This is a genomic window from Paraglaciecola sp. 2405UD69-4 (genome assembly GCF_047525415.1).
Classification (GTDB): domain Bacteria; phylum Pseudomonadota; class Gammaproteobacteria; order Enterobacterales; family Alteromonadaceae; genus Paraglaciecola.
On sequence record NZ_JBLIXM010000002.1, the window covers coordinates 141,858 to 154,920 of the forward strand.

The 13,063-nt window shown below is 40.4% G+C and carries 11 protein-coding genes; 7 read left to right on the top strand and 4 right to left on the bottom strand.

Annotated elements, in window-relative coordinates; translation table 11 throughout:
• Window positions 1-47 precede the first annotated feature (47 nt).
• On the top strand, window positions 48-236 hold the full coding sequence (locus ACMUMK_RS07185; protein ID WP_414700452.1) for a DUF2892 domain-containing protein: 189 nt from the start codon (window positions 48-50) through the stop codon (window positions 234-236).
• A 3-nt stretch (window positions 237-239) separates the two neighbouring features.
• On the top strand, window positions 240-608 hold the full coding sequence (locus tag ACMUMK_RS07190) for a rhodanese-like domain-containing protein (RefSeq protein WP_414700453.1): 369 nt from the start codon (window positions 240-242) through the stop codon (window positions 606-608).
• A 17-nt stretch (window positions 609-625) separates the two neighbouring features.
• On the opposite strand, the gene ACMUMK_RS07195 is transcribed toward ACMUMK_RS07190, so the two are convergent.
• From ACMUMK_RS07195 to ACMUMK_RS07210, 4 genes are all read right to left on the bottom strand, one after another.
• Window positions 626-1,063 (bottom strand): MOSC domain-containing protein, encoded by a 438-nt coding sequence (locus ACMUMK_RS07195; RefSeq protein ID WP_414700454.1) that lies wholly within the window; start codon window positions 1,061-1,063, stop codon window positions 626-628.
• Window positions 1,064-1,083: 20 nt separating this feature from the next.
• A complete protein-coding gene (locus tag ACMUMK_RS07200; protein WP_414700455.1) occupies window positions 1,084-2,433 on the bottom strand; it encodes an MATE family efflux transporter in 1,350 nt (449 codons plus the stop codon).
• A 91-nt stretch (window positions 2,434-2,524) separates the two neighbouring features.
• The gene (gene glp, locus ACMUMK_RS07205; protein ID WP_414700456.1) at window positions 2,525-3,748 is read right to left on the bottom strand and encodes a gephyrin-like molybdotransferase Glp; all 1,224 of its coding nucleotides are present in this window, start codon (window positions 3,746-3,748) and stop codon (window positions 2,525-2,527) included.
• Window positions 3,749-3,871: 123 nt separating this feature from the next.
• Window positions 3,872-4,732 carry a TraB/GumN family protein gene (locus ACMUMK_RS07210; protein WP_414700457.1) on the bottom strand — a complete coding sequence of 287 codons (861 nt, stop codon included), beginning with the start codon at window positions 4,730-4,732 and terminating at the stop codon, window positions 3,872-3,874.
• A 408-nt stretch (window positions 4,733-5,140) separates the two neighbouring features.
• On the opposite strand from ACMUMK_RS07210, the gene nirB reads away from it, so the two are divergent.
• The 5 genes from nirB (at window position 5,141) to ACMUMK_RS07235 (ending at window position 13,056) form a co-directional block, all read left to right on the top strand.
• Window positions 5,141-7,732, top strand: coding sequence for a nitrite reductase large subunit NirB (nirB, locus tag ACMUMK_RS07215; RefSeq protein ID WP_414700458.1), 2,592 nt, complete (start codon window positions 5,141-5,143; stop codon window positions 7,730-7,732).
• 11 nt (window positions 7,733-7,743) lie between these two features.
• Entirely contained in the window at window positions 7,744-8,091 is a 348-nt protein-coding gene (gene nirD / locus ACMUMK_RS07220) for a nitrite reductase small subunit NirD (RefSeq protein WP_414700459.1), read from the top strand.
• 3 nt (window positions 8,092-8,094) lie between these two features.
• On the top strand, window positions 8,095-10,860 hold the full coding sequence (locus ACMUMK_RS07225; RefSeq protein ID WP_414700460.1) for a molybdopterin-dependent oxidoreductase: 2,766 nt from the start codon (window positions 8,095-8,097) through the stop codon (window positions 10,858-10,860).
• Window positions 10,860-11,801, top strand: coding sequence for a uroporphyrinogen-III C-methyltransferase (gene cobA / locus ACMUMK_RS07230; protein ID WP_414700461.1), 942 nt, complete (start codon window positions 10,860-10,862; stop codon window positions 11,799-11,801). Before ACMUMK_RS07225 ends, cobA begins: the two co-directional genes overlap by 1 nt.
• 199 nt (window positions 11,802-12,000) lie before the next feature.
• Window positions 12,001-13,056, top strand: coding sequence for a glycosyl transferase family protein (locus ACMUMK_RS07235; RefSeq protein WP_414700462.1), 1,056 nt, complete (start codon window positions 12,001-12,003; stop codon window positions 13,054-13,056).
• Window positions 13,057-13,063 lie beyond the last annotated feature (7 nt).

A 13,063-nucleotide genomic window follows, 5' to 3' on the forward strand; every position in this document is an offset into this window, starting at 1 on the left:
ATATTAGAAAGAGCTAATGTAATGGAAATTCAATAATGGGAGCACAAATGAAATTACATGCAATGTTGAGACTTATTGCAGGGGTATTTATTTTAATATCTTTGGCTTTATCCCACTGGGTTCATCCTAACTGGGTATATCTGAGTATTGTGATTGGGCTAAATCTTATCCAATCAGCATTCACTTTGTGGTGCCCAATGATCAGTATTTTACAAAAACTAGGTGTTGAGGAATAAACTATGTTAAAAGCCATTCCAGATTTGATTTCAGAAGTAAAACAGAAGTTACGCTGCGTTGATGCCAAAACAGCAGCTGCAGAGCGAAGCATAAATGGTGGGGTACTTATAGATGTAAGAGAGCCAGCGGAACATCTAGCGTTTCCAGCTCCAGGTGCGATTAATATACCAAGGGGCTTGTTAGAAATGAAAATGTTGGAGTTAGAAAAAGACGCTTCAAAAGCTATCTACTTACATTGTGCTACATCCGCTAGAGCCGCTTTAGCAGCTGAGCAATTAACAAGGGTAGGCTATGAAAATGTTACTGTTATTACCTGTAAGGTGGAAGACATAAAGGCAGCAGTTGACTCCCTGTCTTATGGTGAACAGTGAAGTAAAGCTTTGGTGAGTTAGGTGATTATTTGTACTTTATCTCCAACAGTGACTCGTCCATCAGCAATTACGCGGCAGCATACTCCACCTCGCCAATCTGGGACAAGAGCTTGTGTTAGACCAAGGTATTGTTGATCCATTCTAGGGCAAGGGTCAGTTTCTCGGGTAATTAAGAGTCTTAGATGGCCTATTTTTATTTGTTGGCCAACCATGTCTTCATTAAAGGTAATGCCAGATACCAAGAGGTTTGAGCGCCGAATAGTCCAAGGCAGTGAAGTTGCTAGCTCTTTGCAGCTTATTTCCCATTGCTCTTTACTTAATACTGTTACTTGGCGCTTACCCGGTTTACCCCTAAAGTCACCATCAACACCGGCAACTCTAGTGAGCATTGCTTGAGGTATACATTCCATAGGTGCTTTTGATTGTTTACGTATAGCGATACCAAGTAATTGCATGGCAACTCCAATTTTTGCTGTTAACCTAAAATGTGCTCTTGTTTTTGAATATATTTTAGCCTTAAACCGAGTAAAACTGCTGCTGTTGTCAAACCACTTATGAAGCCAATCCAAAAGCCAGCTGCAGCCATTTTAGGTACAATCCAGTCGGTTAATCCCAAAATACAACCTATTGTCATACCTACGCCCCAATAAGATATGAAGCTCAGATAGAACATAGCTGCTGTATCCTTATAGCCACGCAGTGCGTGACCAGAAATAACTTGAATTGCATCTGAAAATTGAAACATAGCTGCAAACAATAATAGGCTAGAAGCCAAGTCTATTACTAAAGGGTCGATACTATATAACTGCGAAATAGGAACTCTTAGTATGACAGTTGTTAAGGCTGCAAAAGCAGAGGTACAGAACCCTAAGGTAAAGGCGCATTTAATGGCTAATTTGGCTTGCCGAGGGTTTTGTTCACCCAATAAAAAACCGATACGTATGCTGGTAGTAATCCCAATGCTCAGGGGGATCATAAACATTAATGCTGAAAAATTAAGTGCAATTTGATGTGATGCCACAATTGTAGGGCCAAATGGCGCTAACAAAATAGGTACAGCAGCAAACAAGGTCACCTCAAACAATATCGTTAACGCGATAGGTAGTCCCAATTTAAAGCTAGCAACCATATCAGTTAGGCGAGGGGAGTAAATTTTTTGGTACAGATTAAACTTAGCTAACTTGCTTGATTTTAATGTGTACAACCAAGTTGTAAAAAGCATAGCGCAAAACACTAAACCAGTAGCGATACCACAACCGGCACCTCCTAACTCTGGCAATCCGAATTTACCGTATATAAGAATATAGTTAGCAGGAATATTAACCAATAAACCTATGACCATTATTAGCATGCTAGGTTTGGTTATTGACAAACCTTCGCAATAGTTACGAAGTGCTTGGTAAACCGCAAAGGCAGGCATCGAGTAAAGTACATATTGGATGTAATCGACGCTTATTTCCCTTAACTGGGCATCCATGTTTACCAGATCTAATAGTGGTTCAAATACCAATGAAAACAACAGCGCAAAAACAGATATGGTCAACGCTAACCAAATCATTTGTTGTGTGGCGTTCGCTACTTTATCTATTTGTTTTGAGCCATTAAAGCGGGAAATCATGGGGGGAAGAGCTAAAGTAATCCCTTGAATAAACACAAGAATAGGGAAAGTAAACCCAAAGCCTATTGCAACAGCTGCCATATCGGTGGCTGAGTATCTTCCTGCCATTACAGTATCAGAAACCCCCATAAGGGTTTGGGTAATTTGCGCAATTAATAGCGGCCAAGCAAGTTGGATAATAGTTTTAAGTTCTTGTTTAAATGCCACTACTGTCTCTTTAATTTATTACTGCAACGCTTTGGGCTTCATTTATAATGAAACCCTTAAAAAACTTTGGTAATTCGGCGATATTTGAAGGTTAAAAAGGTTGAATTTTGACTGTCTCACCTTGCTCAATATTACTTGAATCTTGGCTAAGCAGTATATAACAGTTTGCATTGGCAATAGAACTCATAATACCCGAGCCTTGTTTACCATTTGGTTTCACTAGAAGCTCATCAGTTACTTCATCTCGGTAAAAAATCCCTCTTTGGAAATCAGCTCGTCCTGGTCGCTTATAAATAGTGCAAGCCGCTTTTGCTAAAAAATAGGGGCGAGACTTAGGTTTTTCACCACAAATATATTCTAGAAGTGGCGTCACTAAAGTTTCAAAAGTCACATAAGAGGAAACAGGGTTACCTGGTAAGCCACAAAACCAAGCGTCTTTTAATTTACCGAACGCAAAAGGTTTTCCAGGTTTAATCGCAACCTTCCAAAAATTAATACTGCCAAGTTCATCCAGTATATCTTTAACGTAGTCGGCTTCTCCAACGGAAACCCCACCGCAAGATAATACCAGGTCGCAGTGCTCGCCCGCTTGGGCAAATGTGGTTCTTAATTCTTGTTTGTTGTCTTTAATAATTCCAAAATCAAAGACCTCTACAGCAAAGGACTTAAGGAGCGCTGTTAAGGCATAGCGGTTACTTTCAAATATTGCACCCTTAGTTAACGTCTGCCCAACTGGCGTGAGTTCGTCTCCTGTCGCTATGATTGCCACTTTAATAGGCCGCACAACCCTAACTTCTGGTATGCCAATTGAAGCAAGTAAGGCTAAGGATGCAGCCGTTATCTTAGTTCCTTTAGTTAGTATGACTTGGCCACTTTTAATGTCTTCACCAGCTTTACGAATACTATTGCCAGCACTTGGTTTTTGTAAAAAGGTGACTTGATCACCTGTTTTTTGAGTGTTTTCTTGCATCATTACAGAATCTGCGCCAGCTGGAATGATAGCGCCTGTCATTATCCTAACGCATTCACCTTTTAAAACCTGCCTATCATAAGGAGAGCCTGCTAGGGCGGTGCCTACAAGTGTAAGCTGCTTAGTATTATCTAAATCGTTACTACGTAACGCGTAACCATCCATTGCTGAATTATCTGCAGGAGGTACATTAATAGTGGCGGTAACATCTTCGAACAATACTCTACCCAGTGCGCTTTCTATCTCTACCCATTCACTTTCATTAACAGGTGTAATGCTTTCAAGCATTTTTGAGATAGCTATATCTATGGGTAAAAGACCAGGGGCGTCGCAGGTTTGTATCATAACTAGTTTGCTACATTTAAATTAATTGAGTGAATTTGCAGAGTATCGCAAAAGTCTAGAAAAAGACAAAAAACTACCAACTAGTGAGTTAGTTCACTGTGATATTTCTTAAATTTACAAGGTTTATAACTTTTCTATTTTATAACCCTGGGCTTCCAATTTAGCTAAAATACCGTCAGGGCCAGATAGGTGCAATGCGCCTACTAATACAAATTCTGTGGGCTCATCTTTTAACATTGAAATGATTTGAGGGTACCAGTTGCTATTTCGTGTGGAAATTAAGTCCTCGTAGATAGCAGGGTAATCAGATTTAAACGGGTAAATCCCTACCTCAGCCATGGTGCCCATATCTCCATTAAGCCAAGCAGTATGCATTTTTGTAAATGAGGTATCCATTGTCTTTATATCTTTGAGTGTATAATCGATCATCAAATTTGGATCTTCATTACCCATGTTCGCTAAAAACTGTAATTGTTGGTCTGGGGTTTCAAGCCAAGCCTGTTGCTTTTTATCAGCGGTTGCTTTTTTTGAAAAGAAAACGTCAACGCCTTCACTGGTATATCCCATAGATTGCAACTCCATCATACTGAGGGTAATAGCGATCATGCCAGGCTTATAGTCGGCAAGAGCTTGGATAGGAATACTTTTTGAGGATAAAAATACAGACAAAGCCTGATAGGTATCTGCATTTAACACCTTATCTATAGTGGTACCATCACTAAAGGTCATTGTCGTCATCATTTTTTGAGCGAACTCTGGTTGGCCCACTGCTACCATATCTGTCTCAAATACTAACTTACTACTTAGTTGATAGGCCGTGTCATATTCTTTAGGTAAAGGGTAATCATCGGGGGTTAAAATATGAATAGTACCAGCGATAAATAGACTATGATTTGCTGAGGATACTTTCCAAACAGAAGCTGCCTGGATCTGTGATACAAAGGCTAATCCAAGGAACGACAAAAGGGCTCTAAAAAACGTCATGTAGAATCTAGTCCAACTTATTGGGAGGTTTAATTTACACAGAGAATACTGGTTTTATTGAGCATATGCCAATGCACTTTTTGAAACTCACAAGCTATTAGTCGGCTATTAAATTTAAGAACGACAATAACCATACTATTTGTGCGCCAATTTGGTGCTATTGCACTAAATTATCAAAGAAAACCCTTGTATACTTAAGTTTAATATTTATAAGTTATTGAATAATAGCGGTTTTAATTTTGGCATTCTTTGTGCTTTGTTTAAAACAGGAAAACACAATATTATTTTACAATCGTTTACTTTTCATAAATGCGTGCAAAGTAAATCGGCAAAGAAGCCCACAGGTTCAAGTCTCTTGAATTACCCGTGGGCTTTTTTTTTGTTTCAAAAAAGGCCAGAGGTGACCCGATGTCAAGTTTGATAAATGCAAATAACGCACAAAAAATGCGAGTAGTGGTAGTAGGTAATGGAATGGTTGGCCATTACTTTGTTGATGAACTAATTAAGGCAAATAAAGCTGATGATGATATCCAAATAGATGTTACGGTTTTATCAGCAGAGCCAAGACTAGCCTATGACCGTGTACATTTATCAGAGTATTTCAGCGGAAAGACTGCTGAAGAATTGGCTTTGACTACTCCAGAGTATTACGAGCAGAATAATATTAACTTTGCCCTAAGTGCAAAAGTTGTCAATATTAATAAACTGGCAAAAACAGTGACGACTGAGTCGGGCGATGTTTATGAATACGACAAGCTAGTTTTGTCTACAGGCTCGTACCCATTTGTACCTCCTATCCCTGGAAATGACCAACCACATTGTTTGGTTTATCGAACTATTGAAGATTTAGAGAATATCAGTGCATCATCTGCTGTCAGTAAAGTGGGTGTGGTAGTAGGCGGTGGTTTATTAGGCCTAGAAGCTGCTAACGCATTAAAAGAAGCTGGATTACAAACTCACGTTGTAGAATTTGCACCGCAACTCATGGCTGTACAAGTTGATGTGGGCGGTGGACGTTTATTACGTAGTAAAATCGAAAATCTTGGGGTGCAAGTTCATACTCAAAAAGCCACTCAAGTCATCGAAAAAGGTGATGTATGCCGCTATAAAATGGTTTTCGCAGATGGCACTGAATTAGAAACAGACATGATTTTGTTTTCTGCTGGTATACGTCCATCAGATGCTTTAGCTAGAGAGTTTGACATTGAAATAGGGCCTAGAGGCGGCATAGTCGTAAACGATCAATGTTTGACCAGTGATGCAGACATATATGCAATTGGTGAATGTGCTCTTTGGAATAACTTCATCTTTGGTTTGGTTGCACCTGGTTACACTATGGCTAGAGCTGCTGCGAGTCATATTATTGGTGGTGACTTGACTTTCCAAGGCGCTGATATGAGTACCAAGCTTAAACTTATGGGAGTAGAAGTTGGCTCTATAGGCGATGCCCATGCAAAAACTGAAGGCTCTCTATGTTACACATACGAAAATCAACCTGATGAAGTCTATAAGAAAATAGTGATTGATGCCGAGCAAAAGAAATTGCTTGGTTCTGTATTGATAGGCGACACCAGTGACTACGATACCTTATTGCAATACGCGTTAAATGACATTGAGTTACCAGCCAACCCAGAAAGCCTTATCTTGCCCTCTAGTGGTGATGCGCCAGTTGGTTTAGGCCCAGACGCACTGCCAGATACTGCTACGATTTGTTCTTGTCACAATGTTTCAAAAGGCGACATTATCGAAGCTGTTGATCAAGGCGCTTGTGATGTCAGTACAGTTAAAGGGTGCACTAAAGCTGGTACTGGTTGTGGTGGTTGTGCTGCCTTGCTGAAAACGGTTGTTGATAGCGAACTAGAAAAGCGAGGAGTCGAAGTAAAAAAGGACATATGTGAACATTTCGCTTACTCGCGCCAAGAATTGTTTCACCTTATAAAAGTTGGCGGCATTAAAACTTTCGAAGAGCTTTTGAGTAAACATGGAACAGGGCTAGGGTGTGAAATTTGTAAGCCTGCGGCTGGCTCTATACTCGCATCAGTTTGGAACGATTATATTCTTAAACCAGACCATGTCAGCTTGCAAGATACTAACGATACTTACCTCGGAAACATGCAAAAAGACGGCACTTATTCAGTCGTACCTCGTATGCCAGGGGGAGAAGTCACTCCAGATAAACTGATAGCGTTAGGTCAAATTGCCAAAGAATACAAGCTGTATACCAAGGTGACCGGTGGAACACGTATCGATTTGTTTGGTGCGCGTGTTGATCAATTACCAGATATTTGGGAAAAGCTTGTCAAAGCCGGATTTGAAACGGGTCATGCCTACGCTAAAGCATTAAGAACCGTTAAGTCTTGTGTAGGAAGTACTTGGTGTCGTTACGGTGTGCAAGACTCAGTTGGTACCGCAGTAGACCTAGAGAACCGTTATAAAGGTTTACGTGCTCCTCATAAGATTAAATTTGGTGTGTCAGGGTGTACCCGTGAATGTGCCGAGGCCCAAGGTAAAGACATAGGAGTTATCGCAACCGAAAATGGTTGGAACCTATACGTATGTGGTAATGGTGGTATGAAGCCCCGTCATGCAGACTTGTTTGCTACAGATCTAGATACCGAAACCTTAGTGAAGTATATCGACAGAGTTCTAATGTTCTATGTACGTACAGCTGACCGTTTACAACGTACGTCAGTATGGATGGAGAACTTAGAAGGTGGCTTAGAATATTTACAAAAGGTTGTCATTGAAGACTCTTTAGGCCTAGGTGCTGAATTAGAAGCTGCAATGCAAAATGTTGTTGATACTTACCAATGTGAGTGGAAAACCACTATTGAAAATGAGCAGTCCTTAAAACGTTTCCGTCAATTCGTTAACAGCGAAGATAAAGATATGAATATTGTTTTTGTTGAAGAGCGTCAGCAAATTCGTCCTGCAACTGAGCAAGAAAAGCTCGAGTTTAGCGATGCCCAAGTTGAAAAATTGGCAACAGAATTAGTTTAAGGAGACTCTCAATGACTACACAAAATAATTGGACAACAGTATGTAGCGATACTGACCTAGTTGATAACTCTGGTGTTTGTGCCTTAGTAAACAATAAGCAAATAGCTATTTATAAGTTTAAAACGGGAAATCAAGAGCAGATATTTGCATCAAGTAACTGGTGCCCATTTGGTAAGGCGAATGTATTGTATCGTGGTTTACTTGGGTCTGTTCAAGACAAGAAGGTCATAATATCTCCTCTGTACAAGCAAAGGTTTTGTTTAGAAACAGGGGAATGCCTGGATGACGACAAGGTAACGTTGGCTGTTTACCCAGTTCGTATTGAACAAAATCAAGTGCAGTTACAGTTGGCAGATTAAGTTATGTTGAATAGCCCATCTATTAAAGGCCAAAGTAAAAATGCCAGTGCTTCTTTAGCTACCACAACCTGTCCTTATTGTGGGGTAGGTTGTGGTGTGGACGTCAATCTTGATACAAAAGGTAAATTGTTATCGGTAACAGGTAGTTCGGATCACCCAGCAAACTTTGGTCGTTTGTGTGTTAAAGGCAGTAAATTGCTAGAGACAAACTCAGCAGATGGGCGTTTACTTTATCCAACTATTATGGGTGAAAGGGCCAGTTGGGATGAGGCTATAGAAAAAGTAGCCAATAAGTTCAATGAAGTCATTGCAAAGCATGGTCCAGATTCAGTGGCATTTTATGTTTCAGGGCAATTGTTGACCGAAGATTATTATGTCGCCAACAAACTTATGAAGGGATATATAGGCAGTGCCAATATAGACACTAACTCTCGCTTGTGCATGTCTTCAGCGGTTGCCGCATATAAACGAGCATTTGGTGCTGATGCAGTGCCATGCTGTTATGAAGATTTAGAACTTACAGAGTTGTTGGTGTTGGTAGGCTCTAATGCTGCTTGGACCCATCCAGTCTTGTTTCAGCGTATAGAGCGCGCCAAGAAAATCAACCCAGATATGAAGGTTGTCATTATAGACCCACGTCGCACTGCCAGTGCTGAAATAGCGGATTTACACCTAGCTATAAAACCAGGTACAGATGTTGCGCTTTTCAACGGTTTACTACACTTTTTATCAAATGAAGCTGGGCTAGATAAGGATTATATTAATGCGTATACCCAAGGGTTTGAACAGGTTTTAGAAAGTTGCAAAGGTGCAACCCTTAATGTTACTGCAAAACTATGTGATGTTTCAGTGGTGGATTTGACAAACTTTTATCAAATGTTTTTAAGCAAAGATAAAGTTATTACCGCTTATTGTATGGGAGTAAATCAGTCGACATCTGGAACAGATAAAGCCAACACCATAATTAATTGTCACCTAGCAACAGGAAAACTTGGAAAAGAAGGCTGCGGTCCATTTTCGTTAACGGGTCAACCCAATGCAATGGGTGGGCGCGAAGTAGGTGGCTTAGCTAATATGTTGGCCTGTCATATGGATATTGATAATCCTGAGCACCGCCAGACAGTTCAAAGCTATTGGGACTCACCTAGTATTCCTACCAAGACAGGCTTGAAAGCCGTGGATATGTTTGACGACATTAATCAAGGCAAAGTAAAAGCAGTGTGGATTATGGCAACCAACCCTATGGTAAGTATGCCAAATAGGCAAAAAATAGCCAAAGCCTTAGCCAAGTGTGAATTAGTGGTGGTTTCTGATTGCGTTGAGAAAAATGATACCTTAAATTTTGCTCATGTTGCTTTGCCTGCTACTGGTTGGTCCGAAAAAGACGGTACAGTTACCAATTCAGAGCGACGAATTTCAAGGCAAAGGGGCTTGATGCCAGCCACTGGTGAAGCCAAACACGATTGGCAAATTATATGTAATGTTGCAAAGGCAATGGGATTTGACTCTGGGTTTAACTTCAGCAACCCAAGTGAAATTTTTGCTGAATATACTGGCCTTACTGCATTTAATAATAATCAATCTCGAGACTTAGATTTGTCTGGTCTTAGCGGTATGTCTGAGACAGAGTATAACCGTTTAAAGCCTATCCAATGGCCTGTCGTAAATAGTGAAACACATAAAGATCTTGTTGGTACAAAGCGCTTATTTACAGACGGTAAGTTTTATACCGCTAGTGGTAAAGCACAGTTTGTTGCAACAGGTTACACCCCCGCAGAGCAAATAACGTCTGATGAATTTCCATTTATTTTAAATAGTGGCCGAGTTCGAGATCAGTGGCACACTATGACCCGAACCGGTAAAACTGCAGAGCTCACTTCACATATTAGCCGTGCATTTATCGCCATACACCCAACTGATGCTGCAAACTTATCTGTTAAAGATAATGATTTAGTAAACTTGCATGCGGCCCATACCTTAGGCACCGAGACAAAAGTTTGTTTACCAGTAAAAGTAGACAGCAATCAAAGGCAAGGTGAATTATTTGCTCCCATTCACTGGAGTGAAACCAATAGTGCTAGTTCAAACATAGCGGCCCTATACACGGATGCTAATGATAAAATTTCAGGGCAACCTGAGTTAAAACATGCGGCAGTCTGTATAGAGAAAGTGACGTTTGAACATCAGGGGCAATTGTTTGTGCAGCAAAGTTTATCTGTTGCATTGCTCAAGCAAACCTTTGAATATTTTGTAATGATCCCATTTGAAAAAGGTACCCTAGTTTCATTTGCCACCAATCAAGATCTAACCTCTTTGAGAACATGGTTGGTAAATAACTTCCCGTTATTTGAAGAGTGGATTGGGGCAAACAGTAAAATATTCAGCAGCACCTGTGGTTTACGTGAAGGGCAACTTGTACTTTCAATGGGAACCTCTAGTGATTCATTGGAGTTAGATCAGGCTTGGATAAGCAGCTTGATTGGTGAGAAAAACATTAATCCTGAACAGTTACATGGTTTGTTAAACTTAGAGCCAGACGAGAGTTTTAAGCAAGGTAAATTGATTTGTAGTTGTTTCAAGGTAGGTGAAAACACCATTATTGATGAAATAAAGCAAGGTAACTGCAGTGTTGACGGTTTAGGTGCAAGTTTAAAATGTGGCACTAATTGTGGCTCTTGTAAGTCTGAGCTAAGTCAATTAATTACTCAGCATAAGCCAAAAACTCTTCCCGTAGATAAAGATACATTAATTACATTGGAGGCCGTGTAATGTTTAATAATAAAGTGTTAAGCCAACAAGGGCACTCTACCTTCTTTAAAAAGGCTTTTAATTTGACTTTTAAAAGTAGCCAAGTGTTTGACTCAATGGCTAAGTTTTCATTTTTCGAAGCTAAAACAAAAGAGAATCAGCGATCACGAGCTGAGAAGGGCCATGTATATTTAATTGGAGCAGGTCCCGGCGATGCTGAATTATTAACTTTGAAAGCATATAGGCTGATTCAACAAGCCGATGTGGTCATGTATGACTGGTTAGTTAATCCAGACATTATAAATATGATCCCTTCTAATGTAGAGCGGATTTTTGTGGGTAAAAAATGCGGTAACCACAGTATGAAGCAAGGTGATATCTGCGAGCTAATGGTAGAAGTGGCGCAAACAGGAAAAAATATTGTTCGTCTTAAAGGTGGTGATCCAGCCATTTTTGCACGCGCCGGAGAAGAGTGTGACATCTTAGCCGCGCACCAAATTGATTTTGCCATTGTCCCTGGTATTACAGCGGCGTCGGGTGCTTCAGCTTATGCTGGTATTCCGTTGACACATCGCGAGTGTGCTCAATCAGTGAGATTTATCACAGCTCATTTGAAGTCAACAAAAGCTGAGCCTAATTGGTCAGCCATAGTAAAAGGAGCTAAAGGCGCCAAGGATAACGGTGAGACTTTAGTGTTTTACATGGGCTTGAAACGTATTCACACTATTATGGCTCGTCTTGAAGAGCATGGTTTATCCCTTGAAACACCAGTGGCAGTGGTTGACCAAGCATCTACTGCTCAGCAAAGAGTGTGTGTAGGTACCCTAAGAGATATAGCAGCTAAAGTAGATGCTGAAAACTTTCAAGGTCCTGCTGTGACTATTGTAGGCGAGGTTGTAAATAAACGGCATCAGGTAAATTTGTCGTTATTATCTAAAACAAGTCACACAGTTACCGCATAGGGCGCTCTTTGTAAGCTTTATTACCAAGGTTTCAATTATTTAAAGCGGGTCTTTACCTAGGCGTTAATATCCGCTTCTAATGGTACTAGGGCGACTAAAACCGCTATCTAAAATATTGAGATAACCAAAGATAATAACCCTTTATTCGTTATTGTAAACTCAGTAAAATCACCTCAAATTTCGCCCTTATAAGAGACTTATGTCAGATTCAATTGTTCAGTTTAAAGATTTTATTCGCATTATTGGCCGCGGCCAAAGAGCTGGACGAACGCTTACCCAAGCAGAAGCAAAGCAAGCAATGAGCATGTTAATTCAAGGTGAGGCAACGGCCGAACAAAAAGGAGCCTTTTTGATGTTGCTTAGGGTCAGAGAAGAAACTGCAGAGGAACTAGCTGGCTTTACAGAAGCTTTTCGTGTTCACAATAATCAAGATTTAAAAGCACTTAATATTGATTTAGATCTAGGGTGTTATGCTGGTAAGCGTCGGCACTTACCCTGGTTTTTACTGTCGGCTATTTTGTTAGGTCAAAATGGTAAGCGGGTATTTTTACATGGTACGCACGAGCCAGACTCAAAACGCTTGTATCTAAAAGAAGTTTTGCCACAGTTAGGCTTTAAGGTGGCAAATGATCCCCAGCAGGCTTCACAGGCACTTCGTGAGTTTGGCTTTAGCTACATGGACTTAAAAGTAATTAACCCAGAATTAGATGCTGTTATCCAACTTAGAGACTTGTTTGGATTGCGTTCATGCGCCAATACTTTAGCACGATTATTAAATCCCTCTGGAGCTACCCACAGTTTACAGGGAATTTTTCATCGTAAAGTGGATGAGAAACACCAACAAACAGCTTGCTTGTTAAATGACGCTAATACTCTATGTTACAGAGGGGAAGGTGGTGAGCTAGAATTTAATCCACTTCGGGATGTGACCCTGTTTATTAACCGCGGTACTCACAAAACCACTATAGATGTACCCAATACATTAGATACTTATGTAACAAAACCTGATGAATTGGACCCTCTGCAGCTAGTGAAAGTATGGAGTGGAAAAGTAGAGGACGAATACGGCACATGTGCGGTACTGGGAACAGCTGCAACCATGCTGGTGTTAATTGAAAACCTTAGTTGGGAAATGGCGTATGCTAAAGCCACTAAAATATGGGAAAGTCGGGATAAAACTTGGCCAGTGGCAATTCAAGATAATCAATCTGAGGTTAACTTGTTTGATACTCGGGGTAAGCATTACGCTCACTAGTAGGTGA

What these genes read in the sequence shown, in the direction of transcription:
- ACMUMK_RS07185 (WP_414700452.1), top strand. Translation starts at nt 48, where the DNA reads ATGAAATTACATGCAATGTTGAGACTTATTGCAGGGGTATTTATTTTA.
- ACMUMK_RS07190 (WP_414700453.1), top strand. Translation starts at nt 240, where the DNA reads ATGTTAAAAGCCATTCCAGATTTGATTTCAGAAGTAAAACAGAAGTTA.
- ACMUMK_RS07195 (WP_414700454.1), bottom strand. Translation starts at nt 1,063, where the DNA reads ATGCAATTACTTGGTATCGCTATACGTAAACAATCAAAAGCACCTATG.
- glp (WP_414700456.1), bottom strand. Translation starts at nt 3,748, where the DNA reads ATGATACAAACCTGCGACGCCCCTGGTCTTTTACCCATAGATATAGCT.
- ACMUMK_RS07210 (WP_414700457.1), bottom strand. Translation starts at nt 4,732, where the DNA reads ATGACGTTTTTTAGAGCCCTTTTGTCGTTCCTTGGATTAGCCTTTGTA.
- nirB (WP_414700458.1), top strand. Translation starts at nt 5,141, where the DNA reads ATGTCAAGTTTGATAAATGCAAATAACGCACAAAAAATGCGAGTAGTG.
- nirD (WP_414700459.1), top strand. Translation starts at nt 7,744, where the DNA reads ATGACTACACAAAATAATTGGACAACAGTATGTAGCGATACTGACCTA.
- ACMUMK_RS07225 (WP_414700460.1), top strand. Translation starts at nt 8,095, where the DNA reads ATGTTGAATAGCCCATCTATTAAAGGCCAAAGTAAAAATGCCAGTGCT.
- cobA (WP_414700461.1), top strand. Translation starts at nt 10,860, where the DNA reads ATGTTTAATAATAAAGTGTTAAGCCAACAAGGGCACTCTACCTTCTTT.
- ACMUMK_RS07235 (WP_414700462.1), top strand. Translation starts at nt 12,001, where the DNA reads ATGTCAGATTCAATTGTTCAGTTTAAAGATTTTATTCGCATTATTGGC.